Annotated in this window: 23 protein-coding genes; 13 read left to right on the forward strand and 10 right to left on the reverse strand. The window is 61.3% G+C overall.

Annotation, left to right across the window (positions count from 1 at the left end; all coding sequences use genetic code 11):
- Positions 1 to 142: 142 nt before the first annotated feature.
- From Q355_RS16120 to Q355_RS0100225, 5 genes are all read right to left on the reverse strand, one after another.
- Positions 143 to 1,414, reverse strand: a complete 1,272-nt coding sequence (locus Q355_RS16120; RefSeq protein ID WP_051529240.1) for a hypothetical protein — start codon at positions 1,412 to 1,414, stop codon at positions 143 to 145.
- 64 nt (positions 1,415 to 1,478) lie between these two features.
- Complete coding sequence (locus Q355_RS0100210; protein WP_036258351.1) at positions 1,479 to 1,724, reverse strand: hypothetical protein; 246 nt, start codon at positions 1,722 to 1,724, stop codon at positions 1,479 to 1,481.
- Between the two features lie 61 nt (positions 1,725 to 1,785).
- Entirely contained in the window at positions 1,786 to 3,006 is a 1,221-nt protein-coding gene (locus tag Q355_RS0100215; protein ID WP_027875917.1) for a vWA domain-containing protein, read from the reverse strand.
- Positions 3,007 to 3,023: 17 nt separating this feature from the next.
- The gene (locus Q355_RS0100220) at positions 3,024 to 4,445 is read right to left on the reverse strand and encodes a sigma 54-interacting transcriptional regulator (RefSeq protein WP_027875918.1); all 1,422 of its coding nucleotides are present in this window, start codon (positions 4,443 to 4,445) and stop codon (positions 3,024 to 3,026) included.
- A 109-nt stretch (positions 4,446 to 4,554) separates the two neighbouring features.
- The gene (locus tag Q355_RS0100225) at positions 4,555 to 5,130 is read right to left on the reverse strand and encodes a LutC/YkgG family protein (protein WP_027875919.1); all 576 of its coding nucleotides are present in this window, start codon (positions 5,128 to 5,130) and stop codon (positions 4,555 to 4,557) included.
- A 134-nt stretch (positions 5,131 to 5,264) separates the two neighbouring features.
- On the opposite strand from Q355_RS0100225, the gene aroQ reads away from it, so the two are divergent.
- Together aroQ and Q355_RS0100235 are read left to right on the forward strand one after the other, a co-directional pair.
- Positions 5,265 to 5,705, forward strand: coding sequence for a type II 3-dehydroquinate dehydratase (gene aroQ / locus Q355_RS0100230; protein ID WP_027875920.1), 441 nt, complete (start codon positions 5,265 to 5,267; stop codon positions 5,703 to 5,705).
- Positions 5,702 to 5,920 carry a hypothetical protein gene (locus Q355_RS0100235; protein ID WP_027875921.1) on the forward strand — a complete coding sequence of 73 codons (219 nt, stop codon included), beginning with the start codon at positions 5,702 to 5,704 and terminating at the stop codon, positions 5,918 to 5,920. The genes aroQ and Q355_RS0100235 overlap by 4 nt, the downstream gene beginning before the upstream one ends.
- Before the next feature lie 461 nt (positions 5,921 to 6,381).
- Here the strand turns inward: Q355_RS0100235 and Q355_RS0100250 are convergent, their stop codons facing one another.
- A complete protein-coding gene (locus Q355_RS0100250; RefSeq protein WP_027875922.1) occupies positions 6,382 to 6,660 on the reverse strand; it encodes a serine hydrolase in 279 nt (92 codons plus the stop codon).
- A gap of 90 nt (positions 6,661 to 6,750) precedes the next feature.
- Between Q355_RS0100250 and Q355_RS0100255 the strand changes: the two genes are divergently transcribed.
- The 7 genes from Q355_RS0100255 to Q355_RS0100290 all read left to right on the forward strand — a co-directional run bounded on the left by Q355_RS0100255 (position 6,751) and on the right by Q355_RS0100290 (position 13,221).
- Positions 6,751 to 7,518, forward strand: coding sequence for a nucleoside phosphorylase (locus Q355_RS0100255; RefSeq protein ID WP_027875923.1), 768 nt, complete (start codon positions 6,751 to 6,753; stop codon positions 7,516 to 7,518).
- Positions 7,519 to 7,751: 233 nt separating this feature from the next.
- The gene (locus tag Q355_RS0100265; RefSeq protein ID WP_027875924.1) at positions 7,752 to 8,654 is read left to right on the forward strand and encodes a M23 family metallopeptidase; all 903 of its coding nucleotides are present in this window, start codon (positions 7,752 to 7,754) and stop codon (positions 8,652 to 8,654) included.
- An 82-nt stretch (positions 8,655 to 8,736) separates the two neighbouring features.
- Positions 8,737 to 9,132, forward strand: a complete 396-nt coding sequence (locus tag Q355_RS0100270) for a bactofilin family protein (protein ID WP_051529241.1) — start codon at positions 8,737 to 8,739, stop codon at positions 9,130 to 9,132.
- 155 nt (positions 9,133 to 9,287) lie between these two features.
- Complete coding sequence (locus tag Q355_RS0100275; protein ID WP_027875926.1) at positions 9,288 to 10,262, forward strand: M23 family metallopeptidase; 975 nt, start codon at positions 9,288 to 9,290, stop codon at positions 10,260 to 10,262.
- Positions 10,263 to 10,420: 158 nt separating this feature from the next.
- A complete protein-coding gene (locus tag Q355_RS15175) occupies positions 10,421 to 11,230 on the forward strand; it encodes a bacteriorhodopsin-like (RefSeq protein WP_036258353.1) in 810 nt (269 codons plus the stop codon).
- Between the two features lie 129 nt (positions 11,231 to 11,359).
- Positions 11,360 to 12,214: an acetyl-CoA carboxylase, carboxyltransferase subunit beta gene (gene accD, locus Q355_RS0100285; RefSeq protein WP_027875927.1), complete on the forward strand. Its 855-nt coding sequence runs from the start codon at positions 11,360 to 11,362 to the stop codon at positions 12,212 to 12,214.
- A 59-nt stretch (positions 12,215 to 12,273) separates the two neighbouring features.
- Positions 12,274 to 13,221, forward strand: a complete 948-nt coding sequence (locus tag Q355_RS0100290) for an acetyl-CoA carboxylase carboxyltransferase subunit alpha (protein WP_027875928.1) — start codon at positions 12,274 to 12,276, stop codon at positions 13,219 to 13,221.
- A 124-nt stretch (positions 13,222 to 13,345) separates the two neighbouring features.
- On the opposite strand, the gene phnE is transcribed toward Q355_RS0100290, so the two are convergent.
- From phnE to Q355_RS0100305, 3 genes are all read right to left on the reverse strand, one after another.
- The gene (gene phnE, locus Q355_RS0100295; protein ID WP_027875929.1) at positions 13,346 to 14,977 is read right to left on the reverse strand and encodes a phosphonate ABC transporter, permease protein PhnE; all 1,632 of its coding nucleotides are present in this window, start codon (positions 14,975 to 14,977) and stop codon (positions 13,346 to 13,348) included.
- Positions 14,974 to 15,732, reverse strand: a complete 759-nt coding sequence (gene phnC, locus Q355_RS0100300) for a phosphonate ABC transporter ATP-binding protein (protein WP_027875930.1) — start codon at positions 15,730 to 15,732, stop codon at positions 14,974 to 14,976. The genes phnE and phnC overlap by 4 nt, the downstream gene beginning before the upstream one ends.
- Before the next feature lie 208 nt (positions 15,733 to 15,940).
- Positions 15,941 to 16,816 (reverse strand): phosphate/phosphite/phosphonate ABC transporter substrate-binding protein, encoded by an 876-nt coding sequence (locus tag Q355_RS0100305; protein ID WP_027875931.1) that lies wholly within the window; start codon positions 16,814 to 16,816, stop codon positions 15,941 to 15,943.
- A 171-nt stretch (positions 16,817 to 16,987) separates the two neighbouring features.
- Between Q355_RS0100305 and Q355_RS0100315 the strand changes: the two genes are divergently transcribed.
- Entirely contained in the window at positions 16,988 to 17,674 is a 687-nt protein-coding gene (locus Q355_RS0100315; protein ID WP_027875932.1) for an HAD family hydrolase, read from the forward strand.
- Here Q355_RS0100315 and Q355_RS0100320 read toward each other — a convergent pair.
- Entirely contained in the window at positions 17,657 to 18,739 is a 1,083-nt protein-coding gene (locus tag Q355_RS0100320; protein ID WP_027875933.1) for an N-acetylmuramoyl-L-alanine amidase family protein, read from the reverse strand. The two genes, Q355_RS0100315 and Q355_RS0100320, sit on opposite strands and share 18 nt — an antisense overlap.
- Positions 18,740 to 18,925: 186 nt before the next feature.
- On the opposite strand from Q355_RS0100320, the gene Q355_RS0100325 reads away from it, so the two are divergent.
- The 3 genes from Q355_RS0100325 (at position 18,926) to Q355_RS0100335 (ending at position 22,512) form a co-directional block, all read left to right on the forward strand.
- A complete protein-coding gene (locus Q355_RS0100325; RefSeq protein WP_027875934.1) occupies positions 18,926 to 19,549 on the forward strand; it encodes a hypothetical protein in 624 nt (207 codons plus the stop codon).
- 99 nt (positions 19,550 to 19,648) lie between these two features.
- On the forward strand, positions 19,649 to 21,382 hold the full coding sequence (locus tag Q355_RS15180; protein WP_245597434.1) for a hypothetical protein: 1,734 nt from the start codon (positions 19,649 to 19,651) through the stop codon (positions 21,380 to 21,382).
- Positions 21,379 to 22,512, forward strand: a complete 1,134-nt coding sequence (locus tag Q355_RS0100335) for an LptF/LptG family permease (RefSeq protein WP_027875935.1) — start codon at positions 21,379 to 21,381, stop codon at positions 22,510 to 22,512. Before Q355_RS15180 ends, Q355_RS0100335 begins: the two co-directional genes overlap by 4 nt.
- Positions 22,513 to 22,617 lie beyond the last annotated feature (105 nt).

The following is a 22,617-nucleotide window of genomic DNA, read 5'->3' on the forward strand; positions in this document are numbered from 1 at the left end:
CAGGAGGCCCGTACCGATGGGGATCGTCCCACTGTCGAACAGCCGCGCAGCGGCCTATCCTAACAAAGTGCAGAGCGCTTGTTCCAGCACAACAAAAGCTGTCGCTGGGTAGTCGCGAGAGCTGTTCCCAATCGTGTGTTTTTCACCGCTGCGGCAGCTCGAAGTAGCGCCGCAAAAGGTCGCGCACCTCGGGGGGGAGGGGCTCGGACTCGAGGTACTTCTCGGCCTGGCGCTGCACGTTTTGCGGGGGCTGGCCCGAGGGCCAGGGGCTGGGCAGGGGCTGGGGTCTTCCCTGCCGGTTTTCCCCCCGGCCAAGCGGGGCCTCTCCTGCCGGGCGCTGTGCGTTGGTCGGAGGGCGCAAGGGAGGATTGGTTACCTGGCCGCTCCCTTGCTCACCTCGAGGCTGGCTCTGGTCCGAAGCCTGCCCCTGACCCGGCTGCGGCCCAGGTTGCTGGGGCTGCGCCTGTCCAGGCTGGGCGGGCTGGGTTTGTCCAGGTTGAGGGGCAGTCTCTGAAGCCCGCGGCCCAGGTGCAGGGGGCGCCTGCTCCCCCTGCGAGCCCGTCTGAGGCGGCTGGGTTTGTCCAGGTTGTTGTGGCCTTGCCTGTCCAGGTTGTTGTGGCTGCACTTGTCCAGGTTGGGCAGGCTGCGCTTGTCCAGGTTGCCGGGGCTGTGCCTGACCGGGTTGGGATGTGGGCGGGCTCTGCTCCGCGGGGTTGGTCTCTGGCCCGGTCTGGTTGGGCTGGGGTTGGCCCGTGGGGGTATTTTGCGGCGATTGAACGGTGTTGGGTGCGGGCTGCTCACGGTTCTGCGAGCTTTGAGCGGTTTGCTCGGTACGGGCTGCGTCCTGAGCGGCGGGATTCTGGGTCTGATTCTGATCTGCTGCCCCTTGCACACGCTCCTTTTCCGCAGGAGGGGCTTCCTCTGGGCCTTGCTCAGTTTGCAGGCCGGGGTTGGGTGGGGGTGGGCTCGAGGCAGAACCCCCATTTTGCGGCAGGGCATCGCCTGGGCCAGAAGGACTGTCAGCAACCACCGGCGGCGCTGCCGATGGCCAGTGCAGCGGGGGCAAAACCCAGGCCATTCCTACCAGGGCCAGGTAAGCCAGCGCCAGCACCCAGGGCCAGTTTGGCGGGCGCGCCTCGCGCAGGCTGGCTTCTGCTTCCGCTTGTAGCTGGCTCCGCCAGGGATGATGAAGCGGGGCTTCCAGCGCACTGCGGTAGGCCAGGCCATAGCGTCGGTCAAGCTCGGCCAGCGCACGCGGTTCTTCCCAGCGCGTGGGGTAGAGCAAGCCCAGCAAAGAGGCCAGCACCCAGGCCGGGTGTACCAGCAGGGCCAAAGGCAACAGCAAAAGGGCCAGTCCTGCGGCCAGCCAGAGCCGCACACGCCAAGCCCGCCTGATAGCCCACACGCGGTGCATACCGCCAGGGTAGGCCATACCGCCACAAAGTTATAGGGTGCAGTGCACCTTACGGCCCAACCCGCTAGAGTTGTCGCAAAACCTCTTCTGCTTGCTGGAAGTAGGTGTCTTTGGGAATGAAGACATAACCCCCCAGGCTTTGGGCAGGGTAGTAGGCCACCTCGAGCGAGAGCTCTCGCCTTATCCCTTCAAAGCGGCGAAGCTGGGCCGGGTTAAAGGCAGGCCGGGGCCGAAGCTGCACCGCCTGGGACACACGCTCGATAAGAAGGGCCAGATAGGCCGCGATTCCCCAGCTTTGAGCTGCTTTCACAAGAGGTAGTCTAGTCGGAAACGGAAGGCAAAGGATGAGTTAGAGCAAATCTGCTGTCGCTCTAGTTCCGGCTAACCTTGCGGTTCAAAAAGTCCATCAGCACATACCGCCCGATGTTGCCGGGGGTGGTGAGGTAGGCCTTGCCCTTGGTGATCTGGGTGAGCTTCTTGACGAAGGCCAGCAACTCGGGCTCCCTTGCCAGCATAAAGGTGTGGATGGGAATGCCCTCCTTGCGGGCCAGGGTGGCCTCTTTTAGGGTCTCGGCCAGGATCACGGGATCGAGGCCCCAGGCGTTCTTGTAAATCTGGCCCGAAGGCAGGGTGAGCGCTGAGGGCTTGCCATCGGTGATCATGATGATCTGCTTCATCTCGCCGCTCATCTTCTTGAGCATCTTGCGGGCCAGCTTGAGGCCCTCGGCGGTGTTGGTGTGGTAGGGCCCCACCTGCACGGTGGGGAGCCTGCCCAGCGGTACTTCCTCGGCGCTGTCGTGGAAGACCCCAAAGCGCACCTGGTCGCCGGGGTACTGGGTGCGGATCAGGTGGGCCAGGCCCAACGCCACGCGCTTGGCGGGGGTGAAGCGGTCTTCGCCGTAGAGAATCATGGAGTGCGAGCAGTCCAGCAGCACCACCGTGTTCATGGCGGCGGTGTACTCGGATAGCTCGATGGTCAGGTCGCGCTCCTCGATATTTTCCAGCCCCTTCATCACCACCTGCTTGAGCGTCTCGCCGATGTTGATGTTGGGTTGGTCGCCAAACTCGTAGGGCTTGGTCTCGCCGCTCGATTCCACCCCCGAGGCAAAGTGCCGCGTGACGTGCGCCCCTGGGGCGTTTTTGCCCAACGAACCCAGCAGGGTACGCAGGCTTTTGAGGCCCAGAAAGTCCACCGATTTGTTGGTGAGCTCGAGGCGGGTGTCCTGGGCCTCACCCCGCATACCTTGGCCCTGGGGGGCGGTGGGGTCGTTGCCGGGCAGCCGGATGAAGCCCTCGTCCTGTAGGCGTTGCATCAGGCGCTGCAGCTCCTGGCCCAGCCGGGTTTCCTGAAAGTTCTGGGCATTGCGGGCCTCTTGCAGCCACTCCTCGGGAATGCGGTCTTGTTCCAGCAGGGCTTGCAGCAGCGCGTCCATCAGGTCTTCGGCGGTGGGGCCGCGGTTGGGGTCGGGCTGGTAGCGGTTGTAGGGGTCGGAAAAGCCCGAGTCCATCAGGAAGTCCTGGATCATGTCCATCAGGTCGGCGCCGGTGAGGTCGTCGAAGCCGGGTTCGTATTTGGAGTATCGGACGCGCATGGGTGGCTCCTTTGGGTTCAGTTGCCGCTTCCCCAGCGTTCGCGCTCCCGTTCGATGGGGGCGCTGTAGCTTTCTTCACCCCTGGCGATTTTTCTGCGGCCCGCCAGACCTTCGAGGATAAACTCCCCCGCCGCCACCAGGGCTTCGGGGGTGGACTGGGGTTCCAGTTTTTGGGCGGCAGCAATCAGCCCCGGCACTTTTTCCATTTCCTTCAGCACCGCTTTAGAGCTGCCCTCGGGCAGGGTGAGGAGGTTGCCCTCGGCGAAGTACTGCACGATTTCATCCACCGGCAAGCCCCGGGCCCGTTCGCCATACGACAGGCCAAAGGCTTTGAGGAGCAAGTCCTTAGCCACCCGTTCGGCTCCCTGCAGCTCGCCCTCGTACTCCAGCTCGATTTTGCCGGTAATGGCCGGCAGCGCCGCATAGAGGTCTAAGGGCCGGGCCACCGGGCGCTCGCCCACCTGCAGCGCGCGGCGCTCGGCGTTGGAAGCCACCAGCTCGAGCAGGCTGATGGAGAGGCGCTGCGAGACCCCCGAGGTCTTGTCCACCCGCTTGTCCTCGCGGGCCACAAAAGCCACCGCTTCCGAGGCCTCGGCCACGTAAGCGGGTATGTACATGCCTTCCTCTCGAGCCACCCAGGCTTCCTGAAGGGTGATGGAAAGGCCTTCCTCGAGGGTGCGGGGGTAGTGGGTGCGGATTTCCGAGCCGATGCGGTCTTTGAGGGGCGTGACGATCTTGCCCCGGGCGGTGTAGTCCTGGGGGTTGGCGGTGAAGGCAATCCACACATCGAGCATCAGCCGCACCGGGTAGCCCCGGATCTGCACATCGCCCTCCTGCAGGATGTTGAAGAGGGCCACCTGTACCTTGGGGGCCAGGTCGGCTACCTCGTTGATGCCAAAGATACCCCGGTTGGCCCGGGGCAGAAGGCCGTAGTGGACGGCTTCCAGATCACCCAGGCCGGTACCCCGCTTGGCCGCCTTGATGGGGTCGATGTCGCCCAGGATGTCGGCCACGGTGGTGTCGGGGGTGGCCAGCTTCTCTACATACCGCTCCGAGCGGGGAATCCAGACGATGGGGGCCTCGTCGCCGGCTTCTTCCAGCAGGCGTTTGGCCTCTGCCGAGAGCGGAAAGAGGGGGTTATCGCGGATCTCGGTGGGCAGGGCGGGTATCTCGTCGTCCAGGAGTTCGGTAAGCTGGCGCAGGATACGGCTTTTGGCCTGACCGCGCAACCCCAGCAGAATAAAGTTGTGGCGGGCCAGGATGGCATTGACCAGGTTGGGAATTACCGAGTCGTCGTAGCTTTGAATACCAGGAAATAGTCGCTCACCTACACGAAGTTTGGCAATCAAGTTTTCCCGCGCCTCGTCCTTTACGCTACGGCGGAGTTTCTCCAGGGGGTAGGTGCGCTTGAGTTCTCCGAGGGTTCGGGCTTTGGTCATGGCTCAAGTCTAGACCGGCTGGCCCCAAGACTGTGTAAATCAGATTGGTATTGCGAAAAACGCACGTGGTAGAGCTGAACCAATGAACCAATACCAGCATCGGCAGTCTTCATTCGCTAAGCAGCAGGGCCACCACCAGCCGCCCCGGCCCATGCACCCCCTTGACCATAATCTGGCCGATGTCGGCAGACTTGCTGGGGCCCGAGTGCAGCCCCAGGGCCGCAGGCAGCTCGGCTTTTAGCACATCCAGGGCCTCCCCAAGGCTTACGTAGAACCTGCTCGCGGGCACAAACACCAGGTGGGACGGCGGCAAAAGCTGGGTACGGCGGCCTTCCCGGCTGCTCAGGATGACCGTGCCGGTCTCGGCCACCGCGCCAAGGGCCCAGGAGATGCCCAGGGGAGCTTCTTCGGGGGGCAGAACCGGCAACCTGGGGTGCAGTTCCGGCGGAACGGTGCGGCCCACCGCCACCCCGGCAAAGGTCTGGGCAAAGCGAGCCAGCCATTCCTGGGCGGCCTCGAGGTGCTCTAGCCGCACCACCTCTCCCCCGTTCCCCGTCAGGCGCTCGCTGAAGAGGGCCAGGGCCTCCGCTTGTGGCAGTCCTGGCTGCACTAAAGGCTCAGGCAGTGCGGGCTGAGGACGGTGCTCGAGGCTCCGCCTTATACGGGCCAGGATGCGGTCGCGCATACCGGGAGTATAGCAGTAATCCTGTCGTTAACGCGATTCCAACAAAGCCCCCCTGGGCAAGGGAGAGTGGCTTGGCAGAGGCCAGGAACCTTTTGATTGCTTATAGAGACGATGTTCCCTTAGCATAGGGTCAAATGATCCTGATCCTCAACGGCCCCAACCTGAACCTTCTGGGTAGGCGTGAGCCTGAAATTTACGGCCACACCACCCTCGAGGAGCTCGAGGAACTCTGCGAAGCCTGGGGCGCCGAGCTGGGCCTGGGGGTGGCCTGCCGCCAGTCTAACTTCGAAGGGCAGCTCGTGGAATGGATTCAGCAAGCCGCAGACGAGGGCTTCCGGGCCATTGTGCTAAACCCCGGAGCCTTCACCCACTACTCGCTGGCCCTGCTGGACGCCATCCGGGGGCAGCGCCTGCCCGTAGTGGAGGTGCACCTGTCCAACCTTCACGCCCGCGAAGAGTACCGCCGCCACTCGGTTACGGCCATGGCTACTAAAGGCATCATCTCGGGCTTCGGGCCGATGTCCTACAAGATGGCGCTGGTCTATCTGGCCGATCTGTTAGAGGCCCAGCCATGAGGGTGCATTGGCAGGAAGTGGCAATGGTCTTCGCCATTGTCTGGATTTTTAGCATCGTCGCGCAGATCCAGCAGATGGGCTTTTGGGCTTCGCTGCTGGCGGGCCTGCCGCTGGGCCTGCTGGCGGGGGCTCTTTACTGGCTTCTGATGCCCTGGGTTATCCGCTGGGCCGCCAAGCAAAAACAGAACGTGCAGGACAACGAAACCAAACAATAAATGGCAAGGGTCTATCTCGGGTTAGGCAAGCTACCAACCCAAACCGCAAGGGCCCTTTTGCGGTAGCATGGGGCCATGTCCCTCGAGTGGGCCTTAGGGGTTCTGATTTTGCTGCTGCTGGTGGCGCTGGTCTCCTTTCAGCTTGGACGCCTGAGCCGACCGACTGGCCCTGCGGGCAGACCTCACCAAAAACCCAGCCATCCCTCAGTGTTTGTAGATATGGATGACAAGCCCCCCCCCGGAGATCGACTTCGAAGCAGGCATCCGCGCCAATCAGCGCCGCAAAAACCCCAGCCGGGATGAAGCCTCTGGCTGATACCGGGCTGACCAGCGCGGCTCATCATTAAAGCGTGGAAGGCTTGCTTGCGTTATTGCTGCTGCTGGTGGTGGCCCTACCGGTTATTGCCCTCTTATGGCAGGGCCTCCTGGAGAACAGCCCTGCAGAAGAAGTACCGGACTGATCAGCCTTTCCAGGCTGCGGCAATGGCATTCCCAACTGAGCGGCGCAGTTCTTGGTGCCGGCTGGGGTGTACGCGGTTGGTCAGCAAAGCCCAGGCGTACCCCCGCTCAAAATCCAGCCACACGCCGGTTCCGGTAAACCCGGTGTGGCCCAGGGTCTGACGGCTGCACAGGCTGCCACCACTAAAAGCAGGCTGGGGGATTTGCCAGCCCAAAGCGGCGGCGCATTTCTGCCAGGGCCGCCGGGGAAAGCACCCCACCTTGCACCAGGCGCTGAGCATAGTTTAGAACCTGTGCAGACCGCTCTAAATCATCCCTGGTTGGGCTACAGCGCGGTTTGATTGAACCCTCGCAAGTGCCATAATGAGCCCATGGCAGAGCTCTATCACATCGGCTTTGGGCCCCAAGACCTAGGCGACAATCCCCCCACCCTGGCCATTCTGAGCGGCGACCCCAACCGCGCCACCCGGATTGCCCACACCAAGCTAAGCCAGGTCAAAACCCTCTCGGAGAACCGTGGCCTGAATAGTTACCTGGGCCGTCTGCCCAACGGACGCCCGGTTATATCGGCCACCAGCGGCATGGGCGCCCCCAGCCTGAGCATTGTGGTCAACGAGCTGGTGCAGGTAGGTATCCGCACCATCATTCGGGTAGGCACCAGCGGCTCCATCCAGGAGGAGGTACGGCCCGGAAGCGTGGTGATTTCCAAAGCCGCCCTGTGCCGCCAGGGAGCCGCCAACGACATTGCCCCACCCGAGTACCCCGCCAGCGCCGACCCTTTCCTCACCGTAGCCCTGGTGGAGGCCGCCAAGCGGATGGGCATCGAGTACGCCCTGGGCATCACTGCTTCGGTGGATACCTTCTATGAGGGCCAGGAGCGCACCGGGTCGGCCAACCCGCATCTGTTGCGCTCCTTGCAAGGCATCACCGAAGAGTACCGCAACCTGCGGGTACTCAACTACGAGATGGAGGCCGGAACCCTATTCAAGATGGGCAACGTCTATGGGTTTGCCGCAGCCTGCATCTGCGGCATCATCGCGCAGCGCACCAAGGCCGAGCAGCCCATCCTGGAAGCCAAGGATTTGGCCGTGCAGAGGGCCATAGATGTGGCCATGGAGGTTGCGGCGCAGTTCGCGTAGCGCACGAGCGGCCAAAAGCCCCGGCTCCGCCAGATTGTAATACAGGCTACGGAGCAAGCTTTTCATGTAACACCCGCATACCCTAAAGAAACTCTCATACCAGCGACCCTGCCCCCAGGGCAATTTGGGGCTTGATAAAAGCAAAAACCCGGCAACCCTGCATGAAAACATTAATGAAACCAGCTAAATTGCCCTTGACTTTAATCACAGGCTGGCGTTACTTATAGCACCTGATGCCACCCCGCCGACACCCAGTGCGTTACACCCTGTGGCTGGCCCGAACCGGAGCCGCCCCTAAAACGCTCTCGCTCCCGGTGTGGGTTCCAGTGGTACTGGTGCTGGGGCTGCTCGGTTGGAGCGGCCTGAACCTCTGGCTCTGGCAGCGCACCGCCGAGATGCGCAGTCTTCAAATTCAGCTGGTGAGCCTTTCGGATCAGGCCCGCAAGCTCAACAACCAGTTGGCGGCCGAGCGCACCCGTAACAACGCCCTGAGCCAGGACGCGCAAAACATTCTTAAGCAGCTTCGGGTGCTCGAGGACGAGATCAACACCTTACGCGAGCGGGCCGGAATGCCCAAAATCAAGCTCACCCCAAGCCGTAACGAAGGCGGGGGACGTGGGGGTGCTGCGGCTCCGGCGGCGCTGGAGGATGTGCTGCGGTATGCCGACCAGCAAACCGCGGCCCTTGCCGATAAGCTTGGCGAGGTATCCCCAGCCCTGAACGAGGCCCTAAGGCGCGAGGCGGCCATGCCCTATGGCTACCCCATCCGCGGGCAGACCCGCATCACCTCGTATTTCGGCTATCGCCGTAACCCTTTTGGCTGGGGTTTTGAGTTCCACAACGGGGTCGACTTCTCGGCCTCCTACGGCACCCCCGTACAGGCCACTGGCGCTGGTGTGGTGGTCGAGGCCGGCTGGAAGGGCCCGTTTGGCCTGGCGGTGGTGTTGGATCATGGCTACGGCTACCGCACCTTATACGGGCATTTATCTTCCATCTCGGTACGGGTTGGGCAGCGCCTCGAGCGCGGTGAGCGGGTGGGCCTGGTGGGTTCCACAGGCCGCTCCACCGGGCCGCACCTGCACTACACCGTCTTCCGCAACGGGGGCGAGGTTAATCCAAACCGCTACCTCGACTAGCATCAGGCATCGGCCCAGACACAAAAGGGTATGATCCGGGGGTTGGTTTGCAGGAAGTTCTACCAGAGCGGGGGTGTAAACTATGGCGGTGTTAGGCGCAGGACGTAAATCCAACCCAGCTACGCTCACCTACCTGAGCGAAGGCAGCGAGATCGAAGGCAACCTGAAGACCCCCGGCAACACGCGTATTGACGGCAGGGTCAAGGGTTCGGTAGTGGTCGAGGGCGACCTCGAGGTCGGCAGCAACGCCCACATAGAAGGCGATCAAGTCAAGGCCAATAACATTATTGTGCATGGGCAGATTCACGCCCAGATTATCGCCAGCGGCAAGCTGCACATCACCAAGAGCGCCAGGGTAGAAGGGGACGTGCGGGCGATGTCGCTGGATGTGGAGGCTGGCGCGGTTTTTGTCGGGCGCAGCCAGACCGGCGAGCCCCGTGCCCTCCCCCAGAACACCCGGACAGGCAACAGCCCGTAACCCAAGCCAGCCTGAGCCATTGAGCCTGGCAGCCTACAGCGTTGGCTTGTCGGACTGGAGTCCAGCGGAAGTGCTTTGCCCCTTCCGCTGAGCACCTGGGGCGCGGGTCAGTAATCACTCGACCCAAAGTCGGTCCCGTGTAGGCTGGTAAGGTTATGGCCAGAGCGCCCCACCCCCTCGCCTCGAGCGTTACCCTAACGGTGCCGCTCTGGCTGGTGGCTGTTTTGCCGATTTTGCTGGTAGCGGTGGTGCTGCTGGGATGGGTCAAAAGCTCGAGCCAACGTGAGCAGTTGGCCCAGCTTGAGGCCCAGGCCCGCAAGCTTAGCCTGGAGCTCGAGGCCGAAAAAAGCCGCAACGAAGCCTACAGCATCGAAGCTGTCCAGCTCCAGCAAAGCCTTACCGTGCTGGAGGCCGAAATTAACCGGCTGCGGGTCAAGGCCGGTCTGCCCAGGATTCGCCTGGTACCCGAGCCATCCCAGTCCAACCCGGTACCCAAACCGATCGGCGCCCCCAGAGGGGCTGGTGAGCCCATCGACCCGGGCAGCCTGCTGCTCAGCCTGCGCTCACAGGTTGGGAATTTTGCTGCCGAGCTCGAGGCCACCGCCCTCGCCCTAAACAACCCACCTCCACCCGACCCCCAACCGGGACGCATCTTGCGGCGTCCTCCGCCCCCCACCCTGGCCCGCACACCCCAAAACCGCTCCCCCGACCCGGCGCAATTCATCCCCACCGGCCTGCCCTTGCTGGTCGAAGCCAGCCTTACCTCGGCCTTTGGCTACCGCACCAACCCTTTTGGCGGCGGAGCCTACGAATTCCACAACGGGGTAGATTTTGCTGCCCCCGAAGGCACCCCGGTATATGCCACCGCCACCGGCACGGTAAGCGAGATGGGCTGGAACCCCATTTTTGGGCTAATGGTGCTGCTAGACCACGGCAATGGCCTGCACACCCTGTATGGCCACCTCGCCTCCTCATATGTTGAAAAAGGCCAGCAGGTCGGGCAGAGCCACCTGATTGGCGCAGTGGGTTCTACCGGACGCTCCACCGGGCCGCACCTGCACTACACCGTCTATCGCTACGGGAAAGCTGTTGACCCTTTGCCCTTTATATCCGGAAAAAGCATTCGTTGAGAGATCGGGCTTTTGCACCCGGGCCTTGTAAACAACGATCTAAAGTTACACAAGAATCATACACACCTTATACAAAAGTTGCTTAGCCTACGGTAGTTGGCGATGGCCAGCCAAATACTGTTCATGGTTTAAAAAAACCAAACGTGGAGGCAACAGCTATGATCGGAGCAGACACACCCATCACCACAGGTCAGTATCTTTTGGTATACAACATGCTCTCCCTAACCATCGCAGGTATGGCTGCGGGGGGACTGTTTTTTCTCTTTGCCCGCAGCTTCATCTCCCCTAAGTACCACCTGGCCATGTACCTCTCCACTCTGGTTTGCTGGATTGCCGCTTACCACTACTACCGTATCTTCCAAAGCTGGCAGGACGCGTACGTTGTTGGCACAGGCAGCAACGCTGGCTTATACCTGCCCAGCGGCACCCTGTTCAACGACGCGTACCGCTACGCAGACTGGTTGCTTACCGTTCCTCTTCTCTTAGCTGAACTGATACTTGTGCTGGCACTTCCAAGGGCAACCACAAACAACCTCCTTTTCAAGCTAATTACTGCTGCAGTCCTGATGCTTGTACTCGGGTATCCAGGCGAAGTTTCAACCGATAACGGCACACGCTGGCTTTGGGGAACCCTTTCCAGCATACCTTTTGTCTACATCCTGTACGTGCTTTGGGTTGAACTGACAAAGGCGCTGGATAAGCAGCCAGAGCGGGTCAAGCTCCTTACCAGAAACATGCGCCTTTTGCTGCTCGCCTCCTGGGGCTTTTACCCAATCGCTTACCTGATTCCTACCCTGGGTGTGGGCGATGCAGTGGGTATTGTGGGTTTACAAGTGGGTTACAGCCTGGCCGATCTGCTCGCTAAGCCGGTCTTTGGCTTCCTGCTGTACGCCATTGCACGCGAGAAAACACTGGCAGACAACCCGAAGTTTGACGAAGAGCGCGTCGCCGCCATAAGCCGCTCCTAAAAATTCTTGCCATGAAAAACCCGCTTCCCAGGGGGTTTTTAGTTTTGCAGTATTCGGATGTTGTTTGTACCTTGTTCAAACAAAGGGGGTTTCGCCCGATTCTCATTCTGCGGTATAAGATAGGGCGTTATGGCCTTAGAGCGGCTTTTCCGCCGTCGCCGGGCACAGGGCGAGGCAAGGGATATTCCCGAGCTGTGGGTCAAGTGCCCCAAGTGCGACGCGCAGATATACAAGAAGGACCTCGAGACCAACCTGCACGTATGCCCCAAATGCGAGCATCACCTGCGTATGTCTGCCGATAAGCGCATCGAGATGCTGGCCGATGCAGGTAGCTTTGAGCAGATTACCGGCCTCAAACCCACCGACCCCCTGGGCTTCGTGGACACCGAACCCTACCCCAAGCGGCTCGAGCGCTACCAGAAAGAAGCCGGGCGGCCCGACGCCATAGTGGGCGGGAGGTGCACCATTGGCGGTGTGGAGAGCGTGCTGTTGGTGATGGACTATGCCTTTGCGGGCGGTTCGATGGGCAGCGTGGTGGGCGAAGAAATTACCCGTGGCATCGAGCTGGCGGCCCAGGAAAACCGGGCGGTGGTGATCGTCTCGGTCTCGGGTGGGGCCAGAATGCAGGAAGCAGCCCTCTCGCTCATGCAGATGGCAAAAACCACCCTGGCCTTAGACCGGCTTTGGGCTAAAAAACTGCCCTATATCTCGATCCTCACCGACCCCACCACCGGGGGGGTAACGGCCAGCTTCGCCGCTATTGCCGATGTGATTTTGGCCGAGCCAGGCGCCCTGATTGGTTTTGCCGGGCCGCGGGTCATTAAGCAGACCATCCGCCAGGATTTGCCCGAGGGCTTCCAGCGTTCGGAATTTTTGCTCAAGCACGGCATGGTGGATCAGGTCGTAGACCGTCGCAAGCTCAAGGAAACTGTGGCAAAAATACTGAAGCTACTGCACCCCAGGACGGTGAACCATGCTGAATAGGGGTCGGGTCAGGCCTGGACTGGCGTGGGCAACCCCAGCGGGCCTTAAAGGGGGTACCCATGCCGCTTGAGTTCGAGAAGCCCATTGAAGAGCTCGAGGCCAAAATAGCCGAGCTCGAGGGGTTTGCCGCCAGCAGCGGGGTAGACCTCTCGGGAGAGATTCAGGTTCTGCGGGAGCGCTTAGCCCAGCTCAAGTCCGAAACCTTCGAGAACCTGTCGCGCTGGGAACGGGTACAACTGGCCCGCGCCCCTGGCCGACCCACCACTCTCGAGGTCATCGGGGGCATCATGACGGAGTTTGTGGAGCTCTACGGAGATCGCACCTATGGTGAGGACCCCGCTGTGGTGGGGGGGCTGGCCCGCTTCGAGGGTACCTCGGTGGTGGTGGCAGGCCACCAGAAAGGCCGCGATACCAAGGAAAACATCCGGCGCAACTTTGCCATGCCCCACCCCGAGGGCTACCGCAAGGCCATGCGCCTGATGGATCTGGCCGACCGGTTCGGACGGCCCTTTATCGCCTTCATCGACACCCCAGGAGCCTACCCTGGCATCTCTGCCGAAGAGCGCGGCCAGGCCTGGGTGATTGCCCAGAGCATCCAGCGCATGGCCCGCCTGCGGGTACCGGCCATTGCCATCATTCTGGGCGAGGGGGGTTCAGGAGGGGCCCTGGCCATTGGCGTGGGCAACCGCGTGCTGATTCTGGAAAACGCTTGGTACTCGGTCATCTCGCCCGAGTCCTGCGCGGCCATCTTGTGGCGCGACGCCAAGGAAGCGGCCAAAGCCGCCGAGGCCCTCAAGCTCTCGGCCCCCGACCTCCTGAGCCTGGGGATCGTGGATCAGATCATCCCCGAACCAAGCGGCGGCGCCCACCGCGACCCTGCTGCCACCCTGGTCAATATCAAGCAAGCCCTGGCAGCCACGCTCAAAGAACTCTCGAGCCTGGGTCCCGAGGAGCTCTTTGAGGATCGCTACCAGCGCTTCAGGGGCTTGGGACGCTATCAGACCTGACTGGATTGTTCCCTTGGTGTGGTGAGCCTGAGCAATGGCAGGTGATGCCGGATTCAAAAAGATAGTCTTCAAACAAAATAAGTTGGTTCGCCACCATTCGGTGACGAACCAACCAAATCTGGTATCAGACAAGTCGGCTGCGCAGCCACGAAGAGGCAAAGTCGATGATGTTGACCACAATCACAATCGCAATAACCCCCACAATCATCTGGTCGTACTGCCCCGAGGCCATCTTCTCGTTGATGAAGTAGCCGATGCCACCTGCGCCCACCAGGCCCAGCACCAGCGAGGAGCGGAAGTTAATCTCGAAGTTGTAGACCGTGTACGACACAAACAGCGGCAACACCTGGGGCAGAATGGCCCAGCGCACCACATTTACTCCCGAAGCACCGGTGGACTCGAGGGCCTCCACCGGCCCTTTATCGGCGTTTTCGATAGCCTCGGAGTAGAGTTTGCCCAGCTCGGTCAGGGAGTGAATGGCAATGGCCATCACCCCCGCAAAAGGCCCCAGTCCTACCGCCGCCACTAAAATCAGGGCAATAATCAGGGTAGGCACCCCCCGCAGCACATTCAAAAACAGGCGGGTCAGGTAAAACACCGTACGCATCAAGGGCGTACCCGCGGTTACGTTGCGGGCCGCCAGAAACGAGATGGGCATGGCAAAAATCGCGGCCAGAAAGGTGCCCACCAGGGCCATCTGCACCGTTACGGCGATCTGGCTCAACACCTCCTGGAGGGGGTAGCGCTCTGCAGCAACATCGGCCAGCATGGGCGGCCAGGCTTTGTCGGCGAACTGCTGCAGGAAGGGCCAGCCCTCCACCAGTTTGTTGAGGTCGAACTCGGTGGCATCGAACGCCGGTATTAAGAAACTCACCACCAGGGCAATCAGGATGCCTGCGCGGAAATCGTCGGGCTCTTGCAGGGCCGGGTTTCGCAGCAGCACCAGCCCTGCCCCCAGCATTAGCCCCGCTAAAAAGAAAACCCCAAAAGCCCCGTACTGGGTGGTGGCCGGTTGCACCAGACGGAAGCCCTGGCTCGAGGCCTGCTGGGGTATGGCCCCTTGCAGGTCGGAGAGGCCCTGAATGGGCTTTAGTTCGTCCTGGCCCAGTTCCTTGCGTATTGCGTTGAGCTCGGGCAGGGCCCGGTTATAGGATTCAACCATCTCCTGCTGGCTCTGGGGAGATGTAGAGAAAAACAGCTTGTAGTAGCCCAGGCTTTTGGGAAGGTAAGCCCCACCCCCTTGAGGCGTGTGAAACCAGAAGAAGGCCAGAACCCCTGCCAAAGCCGCCAGCAGCAGAATGGGAATGCGTAGCTGGGGTCGGCTAAAGGAAAGCAGGGCAATCGAGCCTGCTACCAAAGCCGCCACGAGCAGTTCCATCAGACCATTAACGGGCTGCAAGCGAACCAGCTGGGCTGGCTGCAAATACCAGCTCCCGGCGGCCACCACCACCGCTACTCCCCCCAGCACCCCACCCCATCCAGCAGCTTTTCCACCTCGAGGGGCCAGCACCAGGGCTACAAGCACACCCAAAGGAATCAGCAGCAGCAGGGGATAAAATGGCGTTAAACCTAGCAGCGTGGGATCGATGGTGTCGCGGCTCAGGAAGCCCCTGGCCCGGCTAAAAGGGAAGGCCGCAAACACCACCAGCAGGGCCATCCCCGCCCCTACAATCCAGCGTCGCATGGAACCCCTGGCCACGCCCATCAGCACCGCCAGCGCCAGCCCGAACAGGGTGTAAAGCAGCAGTCCGGTCATGCCAGCATCTCCTTGCGTTCGTAGAGGTCGTCCACCATCGCCTCGGAAAGCTGCGCGGGCGGGCCATCAAACACCAGTCGCCCCCGTTTGAAGGCGACGATGCGCTTGGCGTACTTCAAGGCCAGGTCGAGGGCATGGATGTTGATGACCACCGTAACCCCGTCCTGTTCGTTGAAGCGCTTGAGGGTGCGCATCACCTCCTCCGACAAAACCGGGTCGAGGTTGGCGGCAGGCTCGTCGGCCAGCATCAGGGTGGGTTGCTGGGCCATGGCCCGGGCAACGGCCACCCGCTGTTGCTGCCCGCCCGAGAGCGAGTCCACTCGAGCGTTCTCCTTGGCCGCCAGATCCACCCGCTCGAGCTGCTGCCGAGCAATGCGGTAGTCGGCCTCACTGTACAAACCCAGCAAACCACGCCAGGTCGGAAGGTAGCCCAGGCGGCCATGCAAAACGTTATCGAGGGCGCTCAAACGGTTGACCAGATTGAACTGCTGAAAAATAAACCCCACGGTGCGGCGGTACTTTTGCAGTTCGCGCTTGGGCAGCTTGGTAATGTCGGTGCCATTCACCACCACCGAGCCCGAGGTAGGAATCAAGAGCCCATTCAGGGTACGCAAAAAGGTGCTCTTGCCAGCACCCGAACGTCCAATTACGGCGACAAAATCACCTGGGGCAATCTCGAGGTTCACATCCATCAAAACCTTGAGGGGCCCCTTGGCGGTTTGGAAGGTCTGGTTAAGGTTTCGGACTTCAATCATGTGTCCTCCAGGGCGCATAGCTTTGCATTGGCTTGCCTTTTTGCCACCAGTCCTGTCGGCAAAACACACGTCCAGCACAGTTTTTTTGCTTTCGGATGTGGCAAAGCTCTTCGTATCCGGTTTCGTCCTCTTTCGCCCGGCTTTTTCATCAAATCATAAGCCCCCAGCCAGCACCGGGGGCAAAAGAGCGCCAGAGGTCTATTTGGTCTTATTGACCGGCCACTTTGCGGGCCTGGCGCACCACATCGTAGTCGGAGTCCTGGGCAGGAATCATGTAGTCGATGCGGTAAAGGTTGAACAGAAGCTTATTTTCCGGAGTTTTGATGCCCTGCAAAGCAGCGGCAATGCCCCGCGAAAGGGTGGGGTACTTGGTAATGAATTGCTTAGAAACCGAGAAGGTATCGCCAGGGATAGGCCTGGAGTAGAAAATTGCTGTGAGCTGGGCGGCTTCCTCGGGTTTGAGGAACTGCGTCCAGGCCCCGCTTTTGTTGCGGGTATCGTTGGCAAAAGTAGCGCAGGCATCCACCGACTTGTTAAGCACAGCCAGCACGCAGGCATCGTGCCGGCCCGCAAAGGTCTGCTTGGCGAACAGCTTGTCGGGGTCGAAGCCGGCCCCTACCACCGCTGCACGGGGGAAAACGTACCCGGCGGCCGAGTTCTTATCAACCCAGGCGATGCTCTTACCATCAAGCCCCTGGAGGTTCTTAATGCCTGAGTCTTTACGCACGATAATGGCGCTCCAGTAGAAGGGGCTGGAGCCGCGCACGCTCTTGAGGAGCACCTGAGCCCCCACATCCTGGTTGGCAATCACGTAGCCATCGGGGGGGAAGAAGGCAAAGTCGAGGTTGCCCCCGCGCATGGCCTCAATCAGGCCCCGGTACTCGGTAGGGATGAAGATTTCCACCTCGATGGCCCCCTGGAAGCGGCGCTCGAGATAGTCTGCGATGGCCTGAGCCGCCGGACGAAGCTGGTCAGAGTTCTGGGTGGGGTTGAAGCCAATGCGCACCTTGATTGGGTTCTGAGCCAGACCCATCGACAGCGCAAAAGCCAGCAAAGCCAAAATGAGAAACAGGCTGCGTTTCATACGCCGAATAGCCTACACCAGCTTGTGTCAGAATTGAATCAGGTCAACATTTTAAGCGACCAGGATGTTGTTTATATCGCCATCTACAAAAGTTTGGTGCTTGCTTAGCACAGTATTCCTGTAATCTCCTGCGGACTCCTCAAAGCGGGCATGATTTACAATGCACAGCATATGCAAGCACTCATCTTCGATTTCGACGGCACCATTCTGGATACCGAAAGCAGCGAGTTCCAGGCCTGGCAGGAGGTGTATCGGCAGTACGACCTCGAGCTCCCGCTGGATTACTGGCTCCCCTTCATCGGCAATAACTCGATTTCTTTCGACCCTGCCGACAACCTGGAAAAGCTTTTGGGCAAACCCCTGGACAAAAAAGGCCTCGAGCGATGGGTGGAAGCCCGCAAGCAAACCCTCAATCAGTCTTTACAGCCCCTGCCGGGGGTGCTGGACTACCTCGAGGCCGCCCAGGCTATGGGCCTCAAACTAGGGGTCGCCAGCAGTTCCAGACGGGCCTGGGTGGAAGGTCACCTGGAGCGCTTGGGGTTGTTGGGGTATTTCCAGGTCATCCGCACCAAGGAGGACGTGGCCCTTACCAAACCCGACCCAGCCCTTTTTCTGCGGGCTGCCGAAGGGCTGGGGGTTTCTCCCGCTCAGACCATCGTGCTCGAGGACTCGCTTAACGGGGTGCTGGCGGCCAGGTCGGCGGGGGCTTTTACGGTGGCTATTCCCAACGCCCTTACCCAACACCTTGACCTGAGCCAGGCCGACCTGCTGCTCAGCTGTCTATGCGACCTTGCGCTGTGGGACTTACTGCGCATCGCCCAGCAGAAACGACCTACCCACCTATTCCCCATTGCTTAGAAAGCGCAAAATGCCACGGGCCAGGGCCTGAGCCAGGGTCTGGCGGTACGCCTCGGTCTGGAGGCGGCGGCCTTCTTCGGGGTGGTTGGCAAAGCCCACCTCAACCAGAATGGCGGGTATGCGGGCGTTGCGAATCACATAAAACGGCGCCTGACGCACCCCCCGATCCACCGCCCCGGTAGCCTGTACCAGCGCACCCTGCACGTAGTGCGCCAGCTGGCGGGAAAACTTCAGGTTGGACTGGGCAATCAGGTCGCGCACCAGCCGCTCCCCTACGCTCTGGGCCTCCTGGGTCAGGCGGCGTCCCAGCTCCCCACCACCGTTTTCGCGGATAACCTGGGCCAGCAAACTGGGGTCCAGGACACTGCCAAAGTAGTAGGTCTCGATGCCCTGGGCCACGTTGGGCGCACTGTTGACGTGAATTGAGACAAACAGGTTGCGCTTGGAGTTGGCCATCTCGGCCCGCAAGCCCAGGTCGGTGGCCTTGTCGGGTGAAAGGTGGGTGTCGCTGCTGCGGGTGAGCACCACCTCAATGCCCTCTTTTTGCAAGAGCTGCCTGAGGCGCAGGGCCAGGTCGAGGGTTACCTCTTTTTCCACCACAAAACCCACCGCGCCGGAGTCCACACCGCCGTGGCCGGGGTCAATTACCACCACCTTGGGCTGGGTGCGGGGTCTGGGGGGCTCGAGGCCCTTTGGTGGGGGGTTCGGTTTTGCGGGGGCCTGCGCCGAGGCCAGCACGTCCACCACCAGGCGGCGCCGGTTTCCATCCTCCAGAACCACACTCTTAATCTCGACACTGGGCTTCAGGCGCACGAACACTGTAACGCTGTTGCTGGCAACGACCACCTGGTACGAGGCCACCTGGGGCGAACTTACGTCCACATCGGCGGCCCCCACCTTGATACCCTGGAAGCGGATGGTCAGGGTATCGGGCGATTGTGCAATCTGGTACTGTGTTTTGGCCTCGAGGTCGAATACCAGTCGGGTATAGCCTTCGTGCAGGCCCAAGCGTGGAAAAGCCAGGGCTGAGGCCAGAACTACCCCCAGAAAAGCCAGCAAGCGCATCTCCTCGGAGTATAGCCAAAAAACCCCAACCGTTCTGGGGATTCGACCATACCTGCCCGGCCAAAGCCCATGATCCAGATGCCGGGGCCAAAGCAAACCTGGCCTCAAACGTAGCGCCATAACCAAACCGGGCAGGGTTGAAGATTTGCTCATTCGATTCATGCGGGAGGCTCTAAGATTTTGGGGATGAAGCGCTGGTTGATTTTGCTCACCCTTTTATCGGTGGTGGCGTCTGCCTCGAGGTTTGCCGGCTTCGAGGTCAGGCCTAAGGGCAACTCCGAACTCGACGTGGGCACCGGCATCTACACCCTGCCCACCGGTGGCACCATCACCGATAACAAGAGCGGGCTGGTGCTGGAAGCCCGTTATATCCAGTACAAGGACGGCGAGTTTATCCGGGCCCAGGGAGCCACCCTCAAGGCCAGGGAGGGCGAGTTTAGCGCCAATAGCCTCGAGTACCTGCAAAAGCCCGATACCCTGCGGATGAGCGGTGTGCGCTTTAGCTCCAAAGAGTTCAAAGCCCTCTCGGCCCAGCAGGGGCTTTTGCTCAAGGAAGAGGTGCTGGTACTGAAGGGCGAGGTGCGCTCGAGCGACCCGGCCCTCGAGGCCAGCACCCTGATTGTGGACACCAGCAAAGACCAGGCCCTGGTGCTGGGGGCCTTCACCTTCCGCGATGGGGCCACCACCCTGCGCGGCAACCGGCCCGACAGCACCCTGCTGCTGACCTTTGGCAGCGGTAAAGTGCGGGCCAACACCCGTGTTCCTGCCGAGGTCTTGAACCGCCTGCGCCCTTATGCCGATAAACTGTAGGGCGTGCGCATGGAGAGCATCGGGTGGAAGAGCCCAGGTCTGGCCGCATTTAAAGCTGTTTTCCACAGTAACCCCGCCCCAACCGAACACAAAAAAGCTGTGCTGAGCTCGTTTTTTGCTGAGCATCCGAGCAAGTGCAGCAAACCCACTGAACCCGCCGCGGCTGCAAAGGCTTTCGCGGGTTGCCAGGGCAGCCTGGCGGTTCAGATGCCCATCGGCAACAAACAGCCGCTGCTTTCCCTTCCCTCTGGTTGTCCTGTGCGCCTGCTTTTTGTGGTGGTTCTGCTATCCGGCCTGGCCTGGGCCAGCCCCGGCACGCCCTGCTCCGAACAACCCTACACCCTGGAGACGCCTGAAGGGCTGGCAGGTGGGGGCAACCTCGAGTTCGACGGCGACGTGGCTATCTTTACCGATGGGGCCTGCCTGGAAACCAAAGGCCTGCGGCTGCAAGCCCCTAGCCTGCGCTACGACCAGGCCGAAGGCCTGCTGACCGCCCAGCAAATTGAGGTAGAAACCCCTCGCTACCGCTTCTGGGCCGAAGAAAGTCAGATCAAAAACCAGGTCTTGCAAGCCCACGGAATTCGTGTAACCACCTGCCGGTGCGGCGACGACCTGCGAATGCTGTCGCAAAGCCTGCGCTTTGACACCAAGAGCGGCGAGGTAGTACTGGAAGACAGCCGGCTCGAGGCCTATCGGCTGGGCCTGGCCCGCTTCGACGCGCTGCGCCTGGATGTAAACCAGCCCCTGAGCGAAAACCTGGGCCTGCACAGCACAGAGGCCAGCACTTTGATTTTCCCCCTGCGGCTAGACTTCGACCAGGGCTTAAACCTGGGCCTGAGCGAGTTTCCCCTGTCGAACACCTTTAGCGGTAGGTTCAGCACCCGCATCACCCTGCTGGGCCTGCGCTTAGGTAGCCCCGACCCGGTGCTCAGGCTGGGGTTTTCAGGGCAGGAGGAAGGCAGGCGGGCTCGGCTCGAGCTCGACCTTAAGTCCAGCGGCCCGGCCAGCCGGGGCGAGGTGGTAGATGGTCCGGTGTTTTTTACGCACGATAGCGAAAAAGGACGCTTTGCCTTTGGCCTCAAACAGTCTTTTGCGCTGGATGGCTTTACCCTGATTCCTTACGCCTGGTTTGCGCAGGACTGGCGGGACGGAACCCCGGCCACCCAGGAGCAGGGCCTGGCCGCTGGCGCCGAGCTGCGCTACCGCTTCGAGTTGCAGGAGGGGCCTTTTCGCTTTCGCCTCGAGCCTTTTGGGGTGCTGGGCTTTTACAACCAGCCCCAGCAGTACCTGGCCTACGGCGGGCAGGTCGAAGGCCACTACCGGGCCGATTTTAGCGTACGCCTGGGCTATGCCTGGGCCATCGAGTCTACCCCCGGACGCTTCTGGCTCGAGCGCCGCGAGACCACACAAAAGCTCTCGGGCAGCCTGCAGTACCAGCAAATTCAGCTTCAGACCGAACACGACTTCCTCAAAAACCAGACCCAGGCTAGCCTGCGCATCGGCTATGCGCAAAGCTATGGCGAGGTCTGGGCCCAACTTAATAGCTGCTGGAATTGCGTAGGCAAAACTCTCAGCAACGGGCGGGACGACTGGGAGCGCCGGGAGCTGGTGGTGGGCTTTACCCCCGTTCCTCTAACTTGCACCTACGACCTCAACCTGAGCCCCCTGCTCGGGTATGATTTCCTGCGCCAGGGGGTGAGCCGCTGGGGGCTGGAGCTGCGCTATGCCGACTGCTGCTTGATCTGGCGGCTGGGCTACCAGGAAGTCCGCATCGCCCAGGACCCCAGCGAAGTACCCAATGGCAAACTAGTGTTTGGACTGGAAATTCGATGACCCGCCTGGACCGTTACATTCTGCGCGAAGCCCTGCCCGTCTTTTTGTTCGGGCTGGTGCTTTATGTGAGCTTTGGGCTCATCAGCAATATCCTGCCCAGGGCCCAGTGGATGACCACCGCCGAGCTCGGCAGCATCCTGAAGTGGCTGGCCCTGCAGGTGCCTTATGCCAGCGTGCAGGCTTTACCCATCGCCGGGCTTCTGGCGGTCATGCTGGCCTTCGGGCGGCTGGCCCGGGAAAACGAACTGCTGGTGATGCAGGCCGGCGGCATCTCGCTGCTGCGCACAGCCCGGCTGTTTTTGCTGGGTGGCTTGCTCTTGAGCGGCCTTTCCCTGGCCCTTTCGGAGTGGGTGGTGCCCTGGGCCAACCGGGCCACCGCGGTGGTGTACTGGAACGAGCTCATCCCCGAGCGCACCCCCCAGTTCAACCTGGTTGGGCGCGAGCTTGCGGTGGGCGAGTACACCCTGCGCTACGATGGCTTCGACCCCGCCAAAGACGAGTTTCAGCAGGTGCGCCTCGAGCGCTGGCAGGGCCAGAACATGACCGTAATCCTGGCGCAGACTGCCCGCCTGCAGGATCGGATAATCGTGCTTCGGAATTACAAGGTGTTCACCCTGGACTTTGCCCAGCTTCCCCTGCCCGAGTTTGCCAGCCTGGAAGCAGCCCAGGAAGGCTTGCAGGCGGTTTTTAAGGCCCAGAACATCGGCCAGCCCGGAGCAGAACTCTCAGTAAAGCTCTCCCGTAGCCGCCAAGACCTGGAAGCCCAGTACGCCGGGGGCGGCTTCGAGGTACCGGTTTCACTTTCGGAGTGGTGGCGCAAGCTCCAAGACCCCCGCACCCCACCCCGCGAGCTGCGCGAAGCCAAAGCCCAGTGGCATTCCGCCATCGCCCTGGCCCTGGCCAACCTGATGGTGATGGTGCTGGCCCTGCCTGTTGCGGTACGCCGGGCCACCAGTCCAGGCACCGCGCTGGCCCTAGCCCTGGTGCTCACCATCGCCTATTACGTGGCCTTTAGCACCGGCAAGGTACTGGCCCTCTCTGGCCCGGTTCCCCCCGAGGTCGGGGCCTGGGGCGCAAACCTGCTGGGCCTGGGGGTGGGTTTGTGGATGGGGAAAGGCATCTACCGTTGACGGTGACCCGGTTCATTGCAGCCTTAGGCTTCACCTCTGCTGGGGATCAGGGTCATGTGATATGAACCCCGCCTGAATCGTTCCGTTGGGGATTGTTGGAGCGCC

The sequence above is a fragment of the Meiothermus cerbereus DSM 11376 genome (assembly GCF_000620065.1).
In the GTDB taxonomy this organism is placed as follows: domain Bacteria; phylum Deinococcota; class Deinococci; order Deinococcales; family Thermaceae; genus Meiothermus; species Meiothermus cerbereus.